This is a genomic window from Parabacteroides sp. AM17-47, assembly GCF_003434625.1.
In the GTDB taxonomy this organism is placed as follows: domain Bacteria; phylum Bacteroidota; class Bacteroidia; order Bacteroidales; family Tannerellaceae; genus Parabacteroides; species Parabacteroides distasonis.
The window spans coordinates 210400-231714 of record NZ_QTLI01000007.1 but is presented as its reverse complement, the minus strand read 5'-3'; the positions used below and the strand labels follow the sequence as shown (position 1 = coordinate 231714).

Here is a 21315-nt window from a genome sequence, read left to right as displayed (position 1 = left end):
AGTTCCGGTAGAACTAATTACAACACCTTGAAAAAATCATTATTCTTAGGTTTGTGCTTAACCTTTTGCCAACCATATACAATGGCAGCATCAGCACAAAGCATTTCTTTAAATATCACAAAAGGCACTATTACCGAGGTCTTTAAAGCAATTGAAGACCAAAGCGAGTATAAATTCTTCTATAATGACAACCAGATCAATTTGAATAAACGGGTCGATGTCAATATCCACGGAGAGTCCATAGAACAAGTACTAAACAATATCTTTAACGGCACGGGCATTACATATAAGCTTGTTAAAAATCATGTGGTACTTACCAATAAAACCGTGAAAAGCACGGAGTTACCATCTACTAACCAAAATGGCAAACGGTTAACCGGACAGGTGATAGGACAAGATGGGGAGCCTTTGATTGGAGTAAACGTAGTGGTCAAAGGAACAACGATCGGATCTATGACCGATATGGATGGACGTTACGTTCTGGAAAATGTACCCTCTAACGCAATTGTAGAATTCTCATATATCGGCTATCTTCAACAAAGTATCAATGTAGGGAACAAAAGCAGCCTTGACATCACTTTAGCAGAAGACACCCAAAAGCTAGATGAGGTTGTAGTTGTTGGCTATGGTTCTTTCAAGAAAAGTGATTTAACGGGAGCCATATCACAGATAAAAGGAGAAGAGATTTCCGCACTCCCTCTACGAAGTGCATCTGACGCCTTACAAGGAAAGGTTGCCGGCGTAACCATTACGGCCAATTCGGGTAGCCCGGGTTCCTTAGGCGACGTGCGTATTCGTGGTGTCGGCACCTTATCTCAATACGGGAATAATCCTCTATATGTAGTAGACGGTATGCCTCAAAGTGATATCGGATGGCTTAACCCTCGCGACATAGAAAACATAGAAGTGCTTAAAGATGCTTCCGCACAAGCCATCTATGGCTCGCGAGCAGCCAATGGTGTGGTTTTGGTAACCACAAAACGAGGAGCGAGTGGAGACAGTTACCGCAGTAACATTGAATTCGATATGAATATAGGTTTCCAAGAAGCGTCTAAAGAATATGACCTTTTAGATGCAGAAGGATTTATGGAATACAAGAACCGTGCATATGCTGCCGCAGGGAAAGAATTAATCGAAGATTTCGCAACTCCAGAAAAGCGAGAAGCAATTCTTTCATTCCTCGATAAAAATGGTGGACGTGAAGGTACGAATTGGTGGAATGCCATCAACAGGAAGCCGAGCGAAGCCATTAATCAAACCTACAACTTAGCCTTTTCCGGAGGTATGAACAAACTCAGATACCGCTCTAGTTTCAGCTATATGAATCATAAAGGTATTTTGAAAGGATCTGATTACGAACGCTTATCCGGAAGATTAAACGTGGATACAGAAGTAACTAAATGGTTAAACCTGTCGGCGAATGTAAATGTTATTTATCAATCCCGTAGAAATGTGCAAGAAAACGACTCTTATAACGCAACCGCATTCATAGCGGCGGCGGCAGATCCAATCACTCCAATCTATAGAGACAACCTAGTAGATGTCCCAGACTTTTTAAAAGATAGGATCTATAATGGTTATGAACCAACGAACCCTTGGTCTCGCTATACGGGCGTATTATATTCAAACAAGCAAAACTCACTAGCGCAAGTGGAGCGTTCCGCCCAAAACAAATGGCACGGGATCGCGACCAAGAGCAATATCACCGGAGAATTCAAATTATTCCCATTCTTAACCTTCAAATCCAGTATCGCCGTAGATCTTAAACGTGAGCAAAGCGATGGCTTTACCCCTAAATATTATCTGGATGGTGATGAATATAGCTCGTACGCCACTGTCAGTAGAAATATCTATAATACAGATTACTGGGTATTTGATAATTATTTGACATACACAGATAAATTTGGAGATCATAGCGTCTCCGTTATGGCTGGAACATCCGCGGAGAAAGAACGCTATGAGGAAATAGCCGCTTCCAAACAAGGATTAGCCAATAATGATTCGAATCTACAGATATTAAATGCAGGTACAATAAATCCCGGAGCAAGTGGGTATTATAATATCAATACTTTAAACTCATACTTCGGTCGCGCATTTTATTCTTATGACAATCGCTATATGATCACAGCGAATATTCGATGGGATGGCTCCTCAAAATTCGGAGCAGGCAATCGTTGGGGTTTCTTCCCGTCTGTATCCGGAGGATGGAACTTCTCAGAAGAACATTTCTTGGAGAGTACGAAAAGTTGGTTGTCGCAAGGAAAATTAAGAGCAGGTTGGGGAGAGATTGGAAACCAAACGATTCCATCCGGAGCTTATCTGAGCCAATATAGTAACGGTAATCCTTCCATGTGGTATGCACAGTATTATATGCTAGGATCTGGTAATCCCGTACTATTCGCTTCACGCTCACAAGTAGGTAATCCTAATCTGAAATGGGAAACAACTCGCCAATTAGATTTAGGCTTAGATCTCGCCTTCTTCAATGGAGCCTTAAGAGCCACTTTCGATTATTACTCTCGTGATACGAAAGATATGCTTGTACAAGTTCCTAGTCCCGCAGGCTTGGGATTCCCTAATACACCGTGGGTAAACGCAGGTAGCATTAGCAACAAAGGCTTTGAGGTTTCGATCGGTTATGATGGCCAAATCGGACAAGACTTTACTTACCACTTGAATGGAAACGTTTCTACATACAAGAATAAGATCAAAGACCTAGGAAGCGAAGCGAATATCCCGGGTAAAGGAGTTCATTTGGGGTATTATACTTATACCATGACAGAAGTAGGTAAACCTATTGGATATTATTATGGATATAAGACAGATGGTGTTTTCCAAACACAAGAGGAGATCGATAATTATAAGAATAACGATCAAGTCGTAATGCCTAATGCCAAACCGGGAGACTTAAAGTTCATGGACTTGAATAAAGATGGTAAATTAGATGATGAAGATCGCACGATGATCGGTAATCCACACCCCGATTTCACATTTGGTTTAACACTTGGAGCTGAATATAAAGGTTTTGACTTCTCCGCATTCTTCCAAGGATCGGTTGGAAATGACCTATTAAATATCGTTAAATATGACCTCTATGGTGGTGTAGGTTGGTACAATGCACCAAAAGATATCCTGACAACTTTCTGGAATGGGCCAGGTAGTACAAACGAGAATTTCGCAATCGATGCCGATAGCCGTTTAAACCGAGAAATGTCTGAATGGTTTGTTGAGAACGGTTCTTATGTACGCTTGAAGAATTTACAGATCGGTTACACGATTCCATCTTCTATCACCAAGAAGATTACGCTTAACAATTTGCGAGTATTTGTCGCAGCTCAGAATTTATTCACGATTACCGGATATTCCGGATTAGACCCGGAAATCGGAGAGTTCAATCAAAATCCCATTTATAAGGGCGTTGATATGGGATATTATCCGCAAGCAAGAACGTTTATGTTTGGTATTAGCATGAAACTATAATTTTTAAAACTGATATAATTATGAAATCAATTATAAATAGAAGCAAATCGTGTCTTATGGCACTACTAACAGGGGTTCTTGTAGTAAGTTGTAACTCAGACTTTTTGGATCGTCCGACTATGGGTTCCATGGACGAGTCTACCTTCTTAAAAACGGAAGACGCAGGATACAAGCTATTAGTAAACTGTTACCAACCGATGCTGGATATTTGGACATTTGAGCAAATGTGGTTCGACCTTGGCGATCAAATTACAGATGATTGTTCCAAAGGTGGCTCAGATGCGGCAGACCGTGTTACCATAACAGAGCTAACAAGAGGTAATCCTCCGACAACCAATTCTATGTTGACCGATCTTTGGAACCACCGTTACAAAGTGGCGATTTCAAATTGTAACGTGTTCTTGGCGAATGTAACTCCAGAAACTGAACTTATCGCAAGCGGTGGTTCTTTCGTCAGCGCAGCAACAAAAGAGCGTTGGATAGCGGAAGCTAAATTCATGCGTGCTTTTTATTACTTCGACTTAGCAAGCGTATTCGCCAATATTCCTATTATCGACAAACCTTTAGGAGCAGAAGACAAAAACGCTATCACAAAAGCGGATAAGGCTGATGTACAAAAATTTATCCTTTCCGACTTAGATGCAGCCATCAATGGAAATCAATTACCCAAGGCACAAAATCTAAGCGCGGATGAACTAGGGCGCATTACACATGAGGCCGCCCTGTCGTTCCGAGCTCGTGTAAAAATGTTCTTTGGAGATTATGAGGGTGCTAAATCAGATCTAAAAGCCGTTGTAGAAAGTGGAGCCTACGAATTGGTTCCCGACTATCAAACTTTATTCAATAGCAAGGCAAATGGCTACATGTCAAAAGAGGCTATATTTATTACATTACGTTCTTACCAACCCCCTTACAATTCATTAGCCTCCGTGGGTCCGCAAATGGATATGGGACGAAATGCTACCGGTGGTTGGGGAGGCGAATGTCCCACCAACGATCTAGTGAATGAATATGAGGTAGGAGATCCTCGCTTGACACATACGATTATTTCTCATGGTGACGTGTTCTATAAAGCGGATATGGAAACGACAGAAACTCATGATTATTCTGGTTACGATAATTTCCCCAGACAACATAGCCGTAAGCATTGGATCGATTATTCCAGAAGACCTACGGGTAATTTACAAGAAACAGATTGGTCATTCTATTACATTCGTTACGCAGATGTTTTATTAATGTACGCGGAATGCTTGATCGAGACCGGTGATAATAAACAATTGGCTGTAGACTTAATCAACCAAGTACGTTATAGGGCATTTGTTACCACCTCTCCGACCGATAGTTTTGCTAAGTATCGAAAATTCAATGTAACAGAGGATCAAAAAGTTACGGAAGAGATCTTTAATTCAAAATATAAAATAAAGGTCACTGACGATTTACGCAAAGCCGTACGTCACGAACGACGCGTAGAGTTAGCTTGCGAAGGACGTCGCTATACTGATTTACTCCGCTGGGGTACTTTTGTCCAGACAATGCAGGCTTTCAACAAAACTGAAGAAGGTAAGTATTCCGGAGCAGGAAGTAATGTCACCGACAAGACTTGGCCTTACCCAATCCCTCAAAACGAGATTGACTTCGTAGGAGGATCCTTGATACAAAACGACAATTATTAAGAGATTAGTTTATTTTAAGAAGGGGTACGCCAAGTATTTTCAGCGTACCCTTTTTTCATACACGCCATTTAATCCTAACGGCACTCACCTATTTACGTAGATATTTAAAATCTTTACCAGAAGGTTATTGAATGTACAATTTCAAGGCAACCCCATGTTTTCAAAATCATTTGGTTTTAAGCAAAATATTTCCTAGTTTTGCCCAATAATATACAGAATTAAATAAACTGGGATATGAAGAATATAATCATTATAGCTAGTTTACTCCTCGGAATGCCGCTTATGGCACAAACCAAGGTGGTAAAAAAGAACGCCGTAAAAGCCAATAATTTCGGAATCACCTACTCGTTGCCCAAGACCTCGCTAGTCGTAGACGCCGAAGTGACGAAAGTAACTTGCAAAGCCGGGCCTTACTATCAATATGCAGAGAAGTATCTAGGCGTAAAGGATGCGGTCACGGAAGACAAGGTTTATTTCGATCTCGGAAAAATCAGTCTGATCAACCGGGGATTACCCGATGCGGATAATACCTATATCGTAGAATTCAAACAAGGTACGGTCGCCCCTTACGCTTATCTTACCGAAGATGGATTATTATGCTCGATAAACGCAGAATATACACCAGTTGAATCCGAGCTAGATGCCGCAAAGAAAAATAAAGGCTCCCAACAAAAAGTGACAGACGCTTCCGTTTTCTCAGAGGAATTACTAATGGCAGGCTCCACCGCCAAACAAGCGGAGGTGGCCGCTAAACAAATTTACCGTATCCGGGAAAGCCGTTTGAACATCTTGACCGGCGAGGCGGATAATTTACCTCCCGATGGTGAAGCCATGAAACTGGTGATCCAGCAATTGGAGGAGCAAGAAAAAGCATTAACAAACCTATTCACCGGAATCTTGACCAAAGAAACCGAGCATTATGAGGTAAGTATCATCCCCCACGACAACCTAGACAAAGAAGTATTGTTCCGTTTCTCCAAGCAGCTAGGTATCGTAGACGCTGACGATTTGGGCGGTACCCCTGTCTATATGAACTTGAAAGCGACAGAAAGAGCTCCGATCCTTGATGCCAAGGAAGCCGAGAAGAAAGACAAATCATTGAAAGGAATCGTCTACAATGTTCCGGGAAAAGCCAGCATAGAAATACTAATGAACAAAAAAACACTCTACAAAGGAGAGGCCCAAATCACTCAATTCGGAACACGGGAAGGATTAGCCCCTGTTATGTTTGAGGATAAGAAAGCCCCTGTCAAGGTTCTTTTCTATCCGGAAACCGGCGCCATAAAGCAAATTATTCAATAAGTATAAACTAATATTATCTAAAACACATGTTACAAGGACAACCTAAAGGTCTCTATGCCCTAGCACTCGCGAACACGGGCGAACGCTTCGGTTATTACACGATGCTTGCGATTTTCACATTATTCTTGCAAGCGAAATTCGGCTATACGGCCGCTGAGACATCAACGATTTTCGCTAGCTTCTTAGCGTTCGTGTATTTTATGCCATTGATTGGCGGTATGATGGCCGATAAGTTCGGTTATGGAAAGATGGTTACCTCGGGTATCATCATCATGTTTGTCGGTTATCTTTTATTAGCCATCCCAACAGATGCCGCCTCGGGAAAAATCATGATGTTCGGCTCGCTAGCGCTAATCGCTTGCGGTACCGGATTATTTAAAGGTAACTTACAAGTGATGGTAGGTAATCTTTATGATGCCCCGGAATATAGAAGTAAACGTGACCAAGCCTTTAGTTTGTTTTATATGGCGATTAATATCGGTGCCATGTACGCACCTACGGCTGCCACGAAAATGACAGACTGGATGTTGGGTAAGTATAACCTTTTCTACGAGTCACAAATTCCGGCACTCGCTCACCAATTCTTAAACGGAACCATCTCCGCAGAGAACAAAGAGGCACTCGCCGCTCTGCAAAGCGCACAAGGTTTCACCGGCGATATGGCTACGTTCTGTTCCACGTATATCGAGAAGTTGTCCGAGGCATACAACTATGGATTCGGCGTAGCTTGTATCTCATTGATCATATCGATGGCTATCTATATGGGATTCCGCTCTACCTTTAAGCATGCGGATGTCAATACCAAACAAGCACAGGCTTCCCACGCTCCGCAAGAGGAATTGTCACCTGCCGAGACGAAACAACGTATCACCGCCTTGCTGCTGGTATTCGCCGTGGTATTGTTCTTCTGGATGGCTTTCCATCAAAATGGTCTGACAATGACGTTCTTTGCTCGCGACTATACGGCCAACCAAGTGACCGGACTGGATCGTATCGGCTTTGATGTGATTAACTTAACATTATTGGTTATCGCCGTGTATGGAGGATTCGCTATCGCACAATCCACAACGAGCAAAGGCAAAACGATCGCCGGCATCGTGACCGTGGCCGCATTAGCCGCTCTAGGTATCAAATATATGGCTATGCCGGAAACCGTAACGATCCTTCCGCAGACCTTCCAGCAATTTAACCCGTTCTTCGTGGTTGTATTGACTCCGGTATCATTGGCGCTCTTTGGTTACCTGGCTAATAAGAAGAAAGAGCCGTCCGCTCCTCGTAAGATCGGATTGGGTATGATGATCGCCGCTTGCGGTTTCTTGATCTTAGCGATCGGTTCTATGGGCTTGCCTACACCGGACGCTTTAGCGGCAGATAGCAAATTGCAGGTATTGGTTTCTCCGAACTGGTTGATCTCGACTTATCTGGTATTGACCTTCGCCGAATTATTGCTTTCTCCGATGGGTATCTCTTTCGTATCCAAAGTGGCTCCTCCTAAATACAAAGGTATGATGATGGGTGGGTGGTTCGTGGCTACGGCTATCGGTAACTATCTGGTCGCTATCATCGGCTATTTGTGGGGAGGCATGCAGTTATGGATGGTATGGAGCGTGTTGATCGTTCTTTGTTTACTGTCCGCGTTGTTCATGTTCTCTATCATGAAGAAACTGGATAAAGTGGCTTGACAATTGAAAATTAGAGGATGAGAAAGTCGTATACATATCGTTCGCAGGCACTCCGTTTCAGAAGATGGAGCCGGAAGGCGTATGCGGCTTTCATCAGTGTACAGAGGGCTGTTACGATCGGACAATTATCCTTTTCTGTAGCCGATCGCTTCGAGAAAAAGAACCAGTCTTTACATACCGGTATCGGTACGTTCACGGACGGATTTTTCGAAGAGGATGACGAGGAGAGGGAGAATACCGAGGAGAACAAACGGAGCCTTGCGGTATCGCATGGACTGTTTACGGCATTACTCCCGGTATTGGTATCAAATGAGATCGCTCATCCGGCTCATCGTGTAGCTCACTATACATTATATAATTATAGTAAAGGCGGGAAGTATCCGAAAGAATACTTCCCGCCTTTCTTATTTCCATCCGGTTGTAGAGACGGGGCGTGCCCCGTCTCTACAACTGGGTATATATATACACGGAATTATTAAATGAGAGAAAATGACAATAGAAGAAGCAAAGCAGTACATCCTAGAGGGTGGGAAGATTACTGAGGAACAGGCTTTAAGCTTGGCGAATCACCCGGACAAAGAGGCGCTTTACGAGGCCGCCCACCAAATCACCCGCCATTTTATGGGGAATAAGTTCGACACTTGTTCCATCATCAACGCCAAAAGCGGTAATTGCAGCGAGGATTGTAAATGGTGCGCACAATCGGGACATTACAAGACCCTCGTAAACTTATATCCTTTGCTTCCGGCCAAGGAATGTGTCTATCATGCGGTATATAACCGGAAACAGGGCATCCGGCGTTTTGCCTTGGTGACTAGCGGTAAGCGAGTATCGGATAAAGAATTGGAACAGATCACCGATACGATCCGGCAAATCAAGCGGCAAAGCGATATTAAATGCTGTGCCTCCATGGGATTGCTAACCCGCTCCCAACTCCAATCGCTTTACGATAGCGGAGTGGAGAATTATCACTGCAATATCGAGACCGCCCCTTCCTATTTCCGTCAACTTTGTTCCACGCATACGATCGAGCAGAAGATGGAAACCATCCATACCGCCCGGGAAATCGGTTTCCGCATCTGCTGCGGTGGTATTATCGGCATGGGCGAGACGATGGAGGAGCGAATCGAGATGGCTTGTTTCTTACAAAAAGAAGGTATCTTATCCATCCCTCTCAATTTATTACAGCCGATACCGGGAACTCCTATGGAGAATACACAGATCCTAGAAGAAGAGGAATGGCTAACAACGATCGCCCTTTTCCGCTTGATCAATCCGAACGCATTTCTCCGTTTCTCCGGCGGACGGGCACAATTAAGCGAGGCCACGCAACGGAAATCCCTATATATAGGGATTAACTCTGCGATCATCGGAGACTTATTAACGACTATCGGAAGCAAGGTAGAGGAAGACAAAGTCTTATTTACCTCCGAAGGCTATTCACTCACCGAAAACACCGATTGGGAAAAATGACAACAACCGAACTTTTACAATACGACCGGGATCATCTATGGCATCCCTACACCTCGACCATCGATCCACTTCCCGTCTATCTGGTATCCAAAGCGGAGGGCGTAACGATAACCCTTGCGGACGGCAGGGAGCTAATAGACGGAATGTCTTCTTGGTGGGCGGCAGTCCACGGATACAACCATCCGGTACTTAACGCGGCGGCTAAAACCCAACTGGATAAGATGAGCCATATCATGTTCGGGGGATTCACGCACGAGCCGGCTGTCGAGTTGGCCGCTAAATTACTACCGCTATTGCCCCCTTCCCTAGAAAAGATATTCCTAGCGGATAGCGGCTCGGTCGCCGTGGAGGTAGCCTTAAAGATGGCGATCCAATACTGGCAGTCCAAAGGCATACCGGGAAAACATACCTTCGCCACGATCCGTAGCGGTTATCACGGGGATACTTGGCACGCCATGTCGGTATGCGATCCGGTGACAGGTATGCATGGGATCTTCTCCGGAAGCCTACCCATCCAATACTTCATACCTCAACCTTCGGTCCGATTCGGCGAGGAATGGAGAGAGGAGGCCATGGCTCCCTTGCGGGATTTACTAGAGCGGCATGCCGACGAGATCGCCGCCTTGATCTTGGAACCGGTCGTACAGGGGGCAGGAGGCATGTATTTCTACTCCCCCACTTTCCTCGTTCGTGCCCGGGAACTTTGCGACCGGTATAACGTCTTATTGATATTCGACGAGATAGCGACTGGCTTCGGGCGTACCGGAAAGTTGTTCGCATGGGAACATGCGGGAGTCGAACCCGATATCATGTGTATCGGAAAGGCATTGACGGGAGGTTATCTTACGCTTTCCGCCACGATCACGACAAAGCCGATAGCCGACACGATCTGTTCCGGCGAGGCGGGATGCTTTATGCATGGACCTACGTTTATGGGAAATCCCTTGGCATGCGCTATCGCTTCGGCCTCGATCTCTTTATTGATCGCCAGTCATTGGCAGGAGAAAGTGAAGCTTATAGAGGAACAATTGCGGGCGGAGTTAGCGCCAGCCGCCAAGCTGCCTGAAGTCGCTGAGGTACGGGTATTGGGGGCGATCGGGGTGATCGAGATGAAGCATCCGGTGGATATGGCGGTATTGCAACGTCGATTCGTAGAGGAAGGGATATGGGTACGTCCGTTCGGACGGCTGGTTTATCTCATGCCTCCTTTCGTTATCTCCACGTATGAACTATCCAGACTAACCTCCGGATTATTGAGAGTATTAACGCATAATTAACATATCTACAACCGGGTAATATATAGATATATGAAATCATATAACGAGCAACTTACGGCTTTACGAGCCTCCGGGAATCTTAGGCACCTACCGGAAGTCGAGCATCAAGGAATATGGATATTAAAAGAGGGAATGCGTATGCTGAATCTCTCTTCCAACGATTATCTTGGATTAGCCAGCCGGCAGGATTTACAAGAGGAGTTTCAAGCATCCACACAAGACCGCTTCTATCCCTACTCCTCCTCATCATCCCGCTTGCTAACGGGTAATTTCTCCGTATATACGAAACTGGAGAAACAGATCGCCCGCTCCTTCGACCGGGAAGCCGCATTGATCTTCAATAGCGGCTATCATGCCAACACCGGAATCCTCCCGGCCTTAACCGATAAACAGACCTTATTACTCGCCGACAAGCTGGTGCACGCCAGCATCATCGATGGCATCTTGTTGAGTGGCTCCCCATTCCTCCGTTACCGCCACAACGACTATGACCAACTGGAACGCCTCGTACAAAAGAACGCCTGTCAATACGAGACGATCATCATCTTGACCGAAAGCATTTTCAGCATGGACGGGGATGTAGCGGATTTAAACCGCCTGATAGCTATCAAAAGGCAATATCCCAATATCCTATTGTACGTAGACGAGGCTCATGCCATCGGAGCCCGTGGAAAGACGGGGCTAGGTATCGCCGAGGAACAAGGCTGTATCCAAGAGATCGATCTATTGGTCGGTACTTTCGGCAAGGCGTTAGCATCTATGGGGGCCTATTTGGTTTGTTCCCATACGATACGGGAATATCTGGTCAATACGATGCGACCGCTCATATTCAGTACGGCCCTGCCACCGTTCCAAATCGCATGGACTTCCTTCATCTGGGAGCAACTCCCCTCGTTCACGAAGGAACGGGAGAATCTTCTAGCGTATAGCCGATTGTTAGCGGAAGCTTTAACGAGCAAAGGTGGCGAGATCAGCCAAAGCCACATCATCCCTTTCATCGTGGGAGAGAGCGAGGATTGCGTACGGAAAGCGGAAGAGCTACAACGAAAAGGCTTCTACTGTCTCCCGGTTCGCCCGCCGACAGTGCCCAAAGGTACCTCCCGTATCCGCTTCTCCCTTACGGCAAACCTCACGATAAAAAATATGCATCAACTGATTGTAGAGACGGGGCGTACCTCGTCTCCCACCGGGACACGCCCCGTCTCTACCCCCCCGGATAGAGAACTGGATAGATAGTATGTATATAAATTGAATTGATAGTATGTATATAGATAAGATAATAAATAAGCGATCCCCTAGTCTGATCCTCTGTCTCGCCGGCTGGTCCACCTCGCCGGAGCTTTTCCGCCATCTGGAAGTACCGGAGCAGACAGACCTATGGATTGCCTACGATTACAGGACGCTCGGGTTCGAAGAGACGTTCGCCCCCTATAAGGAGGTGCATCTGGTCGCTTGGTCTTTAGGCGTATGGGTAGCCACCCGGCTCTGGGCAGGCCACCGATCCTTTACCACGGCGACCGCCCTGAACGGTACCCCTTTTCCCATGCACGATACGCTAGGCATCCCGACCGCAATCTTCGAGGGAACCCTCCATCATATCAGCGAGGAAGGCATGCGTCGCTTTAACCGCAGGATGTGCGGAGACAAGGAGACATTCAATCGCTATTCGGAACTCTCACCACGTCCGCTGGAAGAGATCAAGGAGGAACTGGAATCTCTATATAATCAGATCCTCCCGGAAAAGCTCGAATCAGCCGATCCGCGGATATCCGCCTTCTGGGATCAAGCCATCCTGTCCACCGAAGATAAGATATTCCCGGCAACCAACCTCCGGAACTACTGGCAAGGCCGTTGCCCCATCCAAGAGATCAAGGCGCCTCATCTTCCTTTTTACCACTATCAATCATGGAACGAATTATGGAAGTAATCGAACAAGAACGGATCCGCCGGCGTTTCAGCCAAGCGGTGAATACATACGACGATCACGCGGAAGCCCAGAAACGGATATGCGCCCATCTGGTACAGCTATTGACCGTATACACCTCCTCTCATTTCCGCAGGGTGCTGGAAATCGGTTGCGGAAGCGGCGGATTCACCCGTTTATTAAAACAAGAATGCCAAATCGAGGAATGGGTACTCAACGATCTTTGCGAGACTTGGCAAAGCGCCATCGAGGAGTTGTTTCCTTCCGCCCCTCCTCTATTCTTGGCCGGTGATGCCGAGCGACTGGCTTTTCCCGGCACGTTCGACTTGATTGCCTCGGCCTCCGCCCTGCAATGGATGAAAGACCTTCCGCGTTTCCTCCATAAGCTATCGTCCACCCTATCGCCCGGAGGCATACTGGCTTTCAACACCTTCACGCCGGACAACCTTCACGAGATCAAGGAACTGACCGGAGAAGGGCTCACCTATCCTACCGCCGGACAATTAAGGGAGTGGTTATCCACCTACTTCCGGATCGTCCATGAAGAGGAAGGAAATATCGCCCTGACCTTCCAGCATCCGCTGGAGGTGCTGAGACATCTAAAGTACACGGGTGTCACGGCCAACGCCTCTAGCGTCTGGACACGGGGAAAACAGGAACGTTTCTGCCGGGATTATCAAGAGAGATTCCCCTCGGCGGATGGTGGAGTCACATTAACTTACCGTCCACTCTATATCTTAGTGGTCAAAAGATAAAGGTGAGGTAGGTCGCCTCTTCCGAAGTATTGATCCTTTCACCTATATGATATGATCGTATCACAAGGGTGAAACGATCTTTTCACCTAGGTGATACGTTCTTTTCACAAGGGTGAAAAGATTAATAGCACAGAAGAAAAGGAATAAATCTCTTAGAGACAAGGGGGAATATCCATAGAGACAAAAGATTAATCAAGCAACTATTTAAACAACAGAACAATGAGCCATCAAACGAAAGAAAATGTATTATTTATCTCCGGCATAGACACGAACGTCGGAAAGACCGTAGCCACCGGAATGATCGCCAAGGCATTGGCGAAAGCCGGAAAGAAAGTGATCACCCAAAAGATGATACAGACCGGATGCGAGCACGTATCAGAGGATATAGAGGCACACCGCCAAATCCAAGGGATACCCTTTACCGACGAGGACACGCGAGGGTTGACTTGTCCTTATATCTTCACCTATCCTTGCTCTCCCCATATGGCGGCGGCGAAAGATGGAAGACGTATCGATTTAGACACGATCACCCAATCCACCCGGCGATTGCGAGAGACCTACGAGTATGTATTACTGGAAGGAGCCGGAGGACTGATGGTGCCGAACGACATGGAATCCCTTACGATCGATTATGTAAAGGAACAGGCGTATCCCTTGATACTAGTCACGTCCGGTAAGCTGGGAAGTATCAATCATACTTTGCTCAGCCTGTACGCCTGCGAGCGATACGGCATCGAGGTAAAAGCCATCGTCTATAACCAATATCCAAGCATCGACCCCTTGATCGAGGCGAATACCTTGGAGTATCTAAAGGCCAAATTCCCGGAGATCCCCTTAATCCTCCTTCCGGAAATGAAAAAGGGAAGCGAGGAGCTTCCCGATATTCGCCCGTTGCTATAACGCCCTATCAAGCCGGATCAGGAAATAGATCCAGTATTTTCTGATCCGCTTTTCTCCGGATCTCCGGTGTAATGCTATCCTTCACCATTTTCAATACGAAAGTCATCACCGCCACATCGTCCGTGAAGCCGATAATGGGGAGCACGCTCTCCGGGATCAAGTCGAAAGGCAGTATAAAGTACCCTAAAGCCCCGATTATATAAGCCTTATGTTGAAGAGGCACCTTTTCATCCTGCAACATATAATACAGCGTGAAGACAGGACGCAATACCGTAGCCCCCACTTTCTTCGCTACCCGCTCTATCTTCTTCCAGAAACTCTTCTCCGAGAAATAAGTCCCATATCTTTGTATCTCATGTACTTCCTCGAAAGGAACATCCTCAATCTTTCTTGTGTCCATAAACGAATCCTATTAAATCATCTTTCACAAAGATAACAAGTAGTGTAGAAAAATTGCACATCAAATGAGGAAATATTACACAATGCCACCTCCACACCCGTATTCAAAGCTTTTCGTAATAATCTCATAAGAAAACAATTATAAAGAAACCTACAGGATTTATCACATCTGGCACGCCTTTTTCAGATAATCCTCTAGTTAGTATAGGTATTAATAAGACGTTTTAAACAAAAAGAGATGAGAAATGTAAAAACATGGGGCATACTATTCCTATGTCTACTTCTATTGCCCGGGGTAGCGTATGCCCAAAAAAGACAGATCGAGGGAACGGTGATTTCCCAAGAGGACAAGGAGCCTCTGATCGGAGCGACCGTTATCGTAAAAGGGAGCCTGTCGGGAGCGGAGACCGATCTCGACGGACATTTCACGCTGGAAGTTGATCCTGACGCCAAATTCATTATTGTCGATTACATCGGCATGAAGCAGACCCAAGTATCTATCCCGAAAAGCGGTATCTTAAACGTGGCTTTACAACCGGAGGCGATGAACCTCGATGAGGTCGTGGTAACCGGTTACGGTAACTTCTCACGTTCTTCCTTTACCGGTTCCGCCAACACTTTACGGGCTGACCTACTGAAAGAGATGCCGGTGGTTTCCATAGAACAGAAACTACAAGGCATGACCTCCGGTGTCAATATCACGGGAAGCTCCGGGCAACCGGGAGCGAACGCATCCATCCGTATCCGTGGTATGGGCTCGTTCAACGCATCGAACGAACCTTTGTTTGTGATAGACGGAGTTCCCGTCACCTCGGGCAACCTAAGTACCGGAAGCGGATCGGAGGCCTCCTACATGAACAATGCCAAGACCAACATCATGAGCACGATCAATCCCTCCGATATCGAGAATATCACGGTTATCAAGGATGCCGCCGCCGCCTCCCTTTACGGTTCCCGTGCGGCCAACGGTGTTATCTTGATCACGACCAAACAAGGATCGAAAGGACGTACCCGGGTCACGTTGAACGCTAGCGCCGGATTCTCGGACGCAGCGGTAGACTTCCGCCCGACCCTCAACGGAGAGCAACGCCGGGAACTACTTTATGAAGGCTTGGTTAATTACGCGCAAGACCAGATCGCCAAAGATCCCGCATCTTTCACCCAGACTCCGGAAGAGTACGCCAACGCCAATATCGGGGCATACACCTCTGTTCCTGCTTTAGGCTATACCGATTGGAAAGACGTGTTGATGAGACGGGCCGTACATCAAAATTATGAGGCTTCCATTTCCGGCGGTTCCGAGAACACGACGGTCTACAGCTCCTTGGGTTATCAAAAACAAGAGGGTCTGGTGGAGAACTCATCGATGGAACGGTACTCCGGACGCTTTAACGTGCAACAAAAGATCGGCAAACGAGGCGAGGCCGGAGCGAACCTCATGTTCTCGCAAGTGAATCAAGAGATGAACGAGGAACGTACATCCAGTATCAATCCTTTCTATTGCATGGCGGTAGCCACTCCTCCCTCCTACCCGGTATTTAACGAAGATGGTTCCTACGCCAATACCTATCCCGGAACGAACGTAAATCCTTTGCGGGATATGCGTACCGACTATAACCGGGTTCGTATGACCCGTATCTTCGGTACGGCGCACGGTGCGGTAGAGATTATCAAAGGACTTAAATTAAAGGAAGTACTCAGCTATGATTATAGCATCCAAAAGGATGCCCGCTATTTCAACGCATTAAGCGGGGCGGGTCCCAAGAGCGGTAGCGATGCCCAATCGTCCAAAGGTTTTATCGAATACGGGAAATTGATCTCTTCTACCTCGTTGAACTACGTGAAGACATTCGCCAACAAACATCATCTGGATGTACTAGCCGCTTATGAGGCGGAAAGTTTCCAGACGGATAAAGCCGCCGGTGAGAAAAGCAAGATGCCGTCCGACCAATTATTCGAGCCGGACAATGCCGCCGTTATAAACAGTTTCGTATCCTCTACACAGGATTATCGGTTGCTTTCTTATCTAACCCGCTTGAATTACGATTACGACAACCGGTATTATATCGCCGGAAGTTTCCGCCGGGATGGTAGTTCCCGATTGGCGCCGGAACATCGCTGGGGTAATTTCTGGTCGGTCTCAGGCATGTGGCATCTGGGAGCCGAGGATTTCATGAAAGCCGTAAAGCCGGTGTTGAGCGATGTCAAGATCCGTGCCTCTTATGGCGTGAACGGTAATCAGCCGGGATCTTATTACGGTTATATGGGCTTATATAGTTACGGAAAGAACTATATGGATAACCCCGGTTCGTATGAAAGCACACAAGCCAATCCCAATCTAAAATGGGAGAAGAACTATAATATGAACCTCGGACTAGACCTCGCGTTTATCGATCGCATCTTCGTAACGCTCGAGTATTACAATCGTGACACCAAGGATTTGCTTTACAACCGTCCGATCAGCGCCACGACCGGATTCCTGAACTATCTGGGTAATCTGGGGCAGTTAAACAATAAAGGTGTCGAGCTGGAGGTTCGTTCCTTGAATATCTCGAACGCAGATTTTAATTGGACTACGGTATTGAACTTGACACATAACAAGAATAAGATCGTGGCCCTTGATGGTAATCTCGATCAAGTGGTAGAAAGTAGTTGGTTTATCCGGAAAATAGGATTGCCATTCAATACATTCTATGTAAAGGAATTCGCCGGGGTAGATCCCTCGAGCGGAAATGCGCTGTATTATAAAAATACGGAAGACGAGAATGGCAATCTAGACCGCACCTTGACCCAAGATGTCAATGAGGCGCAAGCGGTTCCTTATAAACAAGTAGATCCGAAGATATCCGGAGGCCTTACCAATATCCTTTCTTATAAATGGTTCGACTTGGCCTTTACGCTCTCTTATTCATTGGGCGGCTATTCTTTCGACAAGACCGGTACGTATATCGAGACAGACGGAGCCAGCGAAGGAAACCGCAACCTGCCCATCTATGAGTTAGACCGTTGGCAAAAGCCCGGTGATATCACCGACATTCCCCGTTTCGTATTGGGACGCTCCGACAAAGTGAGCGGTGGTTCTTCTCGCTTCGTACATAGTACGGATCACTTGCGGTTAAAGAACCTGACGTTCGGGTTTACCCTGCCTCATAACTGGACCGATAAAGTCTTGCTGGATAAAGTCCGTGTCTATTTCTCCGGCAGCAACTTGCTGACTTGGGCGAAATGGAAGCAATATGATCCGGAAGTGCCCGTATCCGGCGAGGTATTCTGTGAGACACCGCCCATGCGAACCTTTAGCTTCGGCGTGGAAGTTAATTTCTAAACACAACAATTCATTCGATAAAAAAGAAATACAATGAAATGGTCAATTAAATATATCGTAAGCGCTCTTCCTTTCTTATTCACGGCTTGCTCCGGAGATTGGCTGGATCTGGATCCCTCCACTTCCGTGACCAGCGATAACGCTATTCAGTCACTGGAAGACGCTAAAACCGCATTAAATGGAATCTATCGCATAGCATCCGAGCATAGTTATTATGGAGACAACTACCTCTATTATGCCGACTGCCGTGGCGAAGACGTACAAGCTCGTATTGACAAAGGTCCCGGCAGACGTGTATCTCCGTACTATCTGTTCAACGTAGCCGCCGACGACGCTTTTAATATCACGAGAGTATGGAACCAACCCTATATCGTGATTCATCAAGCGAACAGCTTAATCGAGAAAATAGACAACGGTAACGTCCAAACCTCCGACACGCAAGAAATCGCCCGTATAAAAGCAGAGGCGTTGGCTATGCGTGGCTTGGCCTTATTCGATTTAACCCGCCTCTTTGGCATGCCTTATACACTGGATAATGGGGCGTCCTTGGGTGTGCCCATCGAGATCAAGACGGAGTTGCCGACTCACCAACCGTCTCGCAACACGGTAGCCGAATGCTACAACCAAGTGATCAAAGACCTGACCGAAGCCTTACCCAACCTTGTTACAACCAAATCCGACGGTCACCAAAATGTATGGAGCGTGAAAGCACTTCTATCTCGTATCTATTTATATATGAACGACAACGAGAACGCCCTTAAATACGCTCAAGAAGTAATCAATAACGGAGGTCTTTATACCTTGTTCACGCACGATGAGTATACCTCCGTATGGGGAAAAGACTTCAATTCCGAATCCCTGTTCGAGTTCTACTTTACGCTTACCGAGCCTTCCGGCGGTAGTGGCGGAGAAGGCGCTCCCATGGTATATGCCGATAACGTGAAAGATTGGAACAATTTGGTCTTGACGAAAGATTTCTTGGATTTACTGGGTGAAGACCCGGATGATGTTCGCCATGCCTTATGCCGCTTACCTCAAAAACCGGACGAGGATATCCTTCCAACCGGTTCGACCGGACATCCTAAATATCTGACGAAGTATCCCGGAAAAACAGGAGATGTATTGACCGGCAATCCGCAAGACAATGACCTATGCATCATCCGTCTGTCCGAGATATACTTAAATGCGGCCGAGGCGGCTTTCAAGCTAGGAAAACGTAGCGAGGCGTTAGGCTACCTGAATCAAATCGTAAGCCGAGCCAACCCCAATAAATCCGTTAGCGACTCCGAGCTTTCCCTAGAGAGAATCCTTAAAGAACGCCGCAAAGAATTGGTTGGCGAAGGACATGCGTTCTTTGATTACATGCGTAACAATATTCCGGTAATCCGCAAGGGCGGTTGGCATTTGCCGCAATTACCTACCGACGCACAGGTGATCAACGCTTCCGATCCCCGGGTAGCACTCCCGATTCCGCAAAGCGAGATCGACGCAAACCCGAATATCGTACAGAATAAACGTAACCAACAAGAAAAAGGGGAATGGCATTAAAACCATTCCCCTTTTTCTTGTTTCGCTTATTTCTTTTTCAAGATCCGTTGCGCCGAATCCGACAGCACCACGATCGCACCGGCCAGTATCGCCGTATCTTTTATCACCAATCGCCCGGCCCCCGATAATAACGGGAAACCAAATTCCCCGCTGCCAAGATTAGGTACCCAGACCTCCGGAGTCGTGACCAAGAAGGACAACGTCCCGAACGTCATGATTATAGCCAACCCCGCTCCTACCAAACCGATCTTCGGCGAGAAAATGCCGAGGAAAGTCAAGATACCGATCGCCATGATCAAGATTCCCAAGCCACGAGAGAAGCCATACGTGTTATTCTCTTGATGCCACTCATGCTTCGCTTGATCGAACTCACCCTCTTTTAATTTATACGTCTTATATTCGGGAGCGCTTTTCGTATAGAAGAAACTCATGAAAGGGCTGTTCGCCACAAACGGAACGATGCCTTCCGCTTCATAATTCCAGAACTTCAAACCGCCGATCCACACAAATATGATCAAGATCGATATACGGATCAAATGAATACCTAGCTTCTGAGTAGAGGCCGCCACTTGCAAAAACGAGTAAAACAGGTCATTCAACTTTTTCATCTTATTATTTGTTTTATAGTATTGAACTTATACCGCAAAGATCGGTAGAAACACCTATCCCGTAAATGGCGATTTTACCGGATGAGTTAGCAATTATTCCCGTTTCTCTCTTTTCCGGTACTCAGAGACGCTTTCTCCCGTCATTTTCTTGAAAAAACGGCTGAATGTGGCTTGATCCTCGAAGCCCAAGATCTCCGTGATTTCCTTCGCGCTCTTCTGGCTATATAATAGCAATCGTTTGGCCTCAGCCTCAATTCGTTCGTGAATGATCCGTAACGGAGAAGGTAATCCGCAAGTCGTAAAAAGGTTGGATAGGGTTTTTGGGGAGCGATGCAGCATATCCGCATAATCTTGGACCATCTTCTTTTCCTTAAAATGGTTATCTACCAATACATAGAACTGGCGAACCATATCGAACGCCTTTTCCCGTTCCGGGCTTACCGAAAACTTCTCACGTGCGATCCGGGTGCACAAAATAATGAAACGTTTCAGTAAGATACGCAGCATCTCCTCTTGCAAATTATCCTTTATGGCGTACTCACTCGTTAGGCTGTCTGTGATATCGCGCAAAGAGGCAACTTGGGATTCGCTCAATTTCAATTGCATCACATTGGAAGTCCCGTTAAAAAGAAAACCATTACACGACACCTCATTGTCATGTCCGAAAATACAATAGAAATTACTGTTAAACAGAAGGGTCAAGTACTCGCCATTGATCGCCTTGAACTCGATATGGTGCAAAGGAGTCAAGGGAATAATCTCACCTTTCACTAAGGTAGTCGGTACGTGATCGATCTCCAGTTGCAACGAACCGCTTTGTACCCAAATAAACTTGTAAAGCGTATTATCTTTCTGCAAAGCAAGGTTCGTGTGATACGAATCGGTCAACGCTATATTACCTCTTAAGCGAGTATTAAAAATATATTCCATAGATTTCTTCCGGATTTTAAGACGGATAAAGATAACAAT

Annotated in this window: 16 protein-coding genes; 13 read left to right on the top strand and 3 right to left on the bottom strand. The window is 46.3% G+C overall.

What is annotated here, in order from left to right:
• The first annotated feature begins 81 nt into the window (after nucleotides 1-81).
• The 11 genes from DW205_RS07630 to bioD all read left to right on the top strand — a co-directional run bounded on the left by DW205_RS07630 (nucleotide 82) and on the right by bioD (nucleotide 14466).
• On the top strand, nucleotides 82-3480 hold the full coding sequence (locus DW205_RS07630; RefSeq protein WP_008778166.1) for a TonB-dependent receptor: 3399 nt from the start codon (nucleotides 82-84) through the stop codon (nucleotides 3478-3480).
• A 56-nt stretch (nucleotides 3481-3536) separates the two neighbouring features.
• Nucleotides 3537-5153, top strand: coding sequence for a RagB/SusD family nutrient uptake outer membrane protein (locus tag DW205_RS07625; protein ID WP_227793820.1), 1617 nt, complete (start codon nucleotides 3537-3539; stop codon nucleotides 5151-5153).
• A gap of 234 nt (nucleotides 5154-5387) precedes the next feature.
• Complete coding sequence (locus tag DW205_RS07620) at nucleotides 5388-6455, top strand: DUF4831 family protein (RefSeq protein ID WP_005854780.1); 1068 nt, start codon at nucleotides 5388-5390, stop codon at nucleotides 6453-6455.
• A 26-nt stretch (nucleotides 6456-6481) separates the two neighbouring features.
• Nucleotides 6482-8137 (top strand): peptide MFS transporter, encoded by a 1656-nt coding sequence (locus DW205_RS07615; RefSeq protein WP_005864865.1) that lies wholly within the window; start codon nucleotides 6482-6484, stop codon nucleotides 8135-8137.
• A 17-nt stretch (nucleotides 8138-8154) separates the two neighbouring features.
• Nucleotides 8155-8616: a hypothetical protein gene (locus tag DW205_RS07610; RefSeq protein WP_005864863.1), complete on the top strand. Its 462-nt coding sequence runs from the start codon at nucleotides 8155-8157 to the stop codon at nucleotides 8614-8616.
• Between the two features lie 10 nt (nucleotides 8617-8626).
• A complete protein-coding gene (gene bioB / locus DW205_RS07605) occupies nucleotides 8627-9610 on the top strand; it encodes a biotin synthase BioB (RefSeq protein WP_005864860.1) in 984 nt (327 codons plus the stop codon).
• The gene (gene bioA / locus DW205_RS07600) at nucleotides 9607-10887 is read left to right on the top strand and encodes an adenosylmethionine--8-amino-7-oxononanoate transaminase (RefSeq protein ID WP_005864858.1); all 1281 of its coding nucleotides are present in this window, start codon (nucleotides 9607-9609) and stop codon (nucleotides 10885-10887) included. The genes bioB and bioA overlap by 4 nt, the downstream gene beginning before the upstream one ends.
• Nucleotides 10888-10917: 30 nt before the next feature.
• A complete protein-coding gene (locus DW205_RS07595; protein WP_005864856.1) occupies nucleotides 10918-12123 on the top strand; it encodes an 8-amino-7-oxononanoate synthase in 1206 nt (401 codons plus the stop codon).
• A gap of 25 nt (nucleotides 12124-12148) precedes the next feature.
• Nucleotides 12149-12814, top strand: a complete 666-nt coding sequence (locus tag DW205_RS07590) for a DUF452 family protein (protein WP_005864854.1) — start codon at nucleotides 12149-12151, stop codon at nucleotides 12812-12814.
• Nucleotides 12805-13566 carry a malonyl-ACP O-methyltransferase BioC gene (bioC, locus tag DW205_RS07585; RefSeq protein ID WP_005864852.1) on the top strand — a complete coding sequence of 254 codons (762 nt, stop codon included), beginning with the start codon at nucleotides 12805-12807 and terminating at the stop codon, nucleotides 13564-13566. Before DW205_RS07590 ends, bioC begins: the two co-directional genes overlap by 10 nt.
• A 219-nt stretch (nucleotides 13567-13785) precedes the next feature.
• A complete protein-coding gene (bioD, locus tag DW205_RS07580) occupies nucleotides 13786-14466 on the top strand; it encodes a dethiobiotin synthase (protein WP_005864849.1) in 681 nt (226 codons plus the stop codon).
• Between the two features lie 7 nt (nucleotides 14467-14473).
• Here bioD and DW205_RS07575 read toward each other — a convergent pair whose 3' ends face one another.
• Entirely contained in the window at nucleotides 14474-14866 is a 393-nt protein-coding gene (locus DW205_RS07575; protein ID WP_005854762.1) for a YkvA family protein, read from the bottom strand.
• A gap of 237 nt (nucleotides 14867-15103) precedes the next feature.
• On the opposite strand from DW205_RS07575, the gene DW205_RS07570 reads away from it, so the two are divergent.
• A complete protein-coding gene (locus DW205_RS07570; protein WP_005864848.1) occupies nucleotides 15104-18190 on the top strand; it encodes a TonB-dependent receptor in 3087 nt (1028 codons plus the stop codon).
• A gap of 33 nt (nucleotides 18191-18223) precedes the next feature.
• Nucleotides 18224-19738, top strand: coding sequence for a RagB/SusD family nutrient uptake outer membrane protein (locus tag DW205_RS07565; protein WP_005864847.1), 1515 nt, complete (start codon nucleotides 18224-18226; stop codon nucleotides 19736-19738).
• Nucleotides 19739-19764: 26 nt separating this feature from the next.
• Here the strand turns inward: DW205_RS07565 and DW205_RS07560 are convergent, their stop codons facing one another.
• A complete protein-coding gene (locus tag DW205_RS07560; protein WP_005864846.1) occupies nucleotides 19765-20346 on the bottom strand; it encodes a DUF417 family protein in 582 nt (193 codons plus the stop codon).
• Between the two features lie 93 nt (nucleotides 20347-20439).
• Nucleotides 20440-21276, bottom strand: coding sequence for a helix-turn-helix domain-containing protein (locus DW205_RS07555; protein ID WP_005864844.1), 837 nt, complete (start codon nucleotides 21274-21276; stop codon nucleotides 20440-20442).
• Between the last annotated feature and the right edge of the window lie 39 nt (nucleotides 21277-21315).

Coding starts and splice junctions, on each gene's coding strand:
- DW205_RS07590 (WP_005864854.1), top strand. CDS start 12,149: ATGTATATAGATAAGATAATAAATAAGCGATCCCCTAGTCTGATCCTC.
- DW205_RS07615 (WP_005864865.1), top strand. CDS start 6,482: ATGTTACAAGGACAACCTAAAGGTCTCTATGCCCTAGCACTCGCGAAC.
- DW205_RS07570 (WP_005864848.1), top strand. CDS start 15,104: ATGAGAAATGTAAAAACATGGGGCATACTATTCCTATGTCTACTTCTA.
- DW205_RS07575 (WP_005854762.1), bottom strand. CDS start 14,866: ATGGACACAAGAAAGATTGAGGATGTTCCTTTCGAGGAAGTACATGAG.
- DW205_RS07565 (WP_005864847.1), top strand. CDS start 18,224: ATGAAATGGTCAATTAAATATATCGTAAGCGCTCTTCCTTTCTTATTC.
- DW205_RS07630 (WP_008778166.1), top strand. CDS start 82: ATGGCAGCATCAGCACAAAGCATTTCTTTAAATATCACAAAAGGCACT.
- bioC (WP_005864852.1), top strand. CDS start 12,805: ATGGAAGTAATCGAACAAGAACGGATCCGCCGGCGTTTCAGCCAAGCG.
- DW205_RS07560 (WP_005864846.1), bottom strand. CDS start 20,346: ATGAAAAAGTTGAATGACCTGTTTTACTCGTTTTTGCAAGTGGCGGCC.
- DW205_RS07620 (WP_005854780.1), top strand. CDS start 5,388: ATGAAGAATATAATCATTATAGCTAGTTTACTCCTCGGAATGCCGCTT.
- bioB (WP_005864860.1), top strand. CDS start 8,627: ATGACAATAGAAGAAGCAAAGCAGTACATCCTAGAGGGTGGGAAGATT.
- DW205_RS07555 (WP_005864844.1), bottom strand. CDS start 21,276: ATGGAATATATTTTTAATACTCGCTTAAGAGGTAATATAGCGTTGACC.
- bioD (WP_005864849.1), top strand. CDS start 13,786: ATGAGCCATCAAACGAAAGAAAATGTATTATTTATCTCCGGCATAGAC.
- DW205_RS07610 (WP_005864863.1), top strand. CDS start 8,155: ATGAGAAAGTCGTATACATATCGTTCGCAGGCACTCCGTTTCAGAAGA.
- bioA (WP_005864858.1), top strand. CDS start 9,607: ATGACAACAACCGAACTTTTACAATACGACCGGGATCATCTATGGCAT.
- DW205_RS07625 (WP_227793820.1), top strand. CDS start 3,537: ATGGCACTACTAACAGGGGTTCTTGTAGTAAGTTGTAACTCAGACTTT.
- DW205_RS07595 (WP_005864856.1), top strand. CDS start 10,918: ATGAAATCATATAACGAGCAACTTACGGCTTTACGAGCCTCCGGGAAT.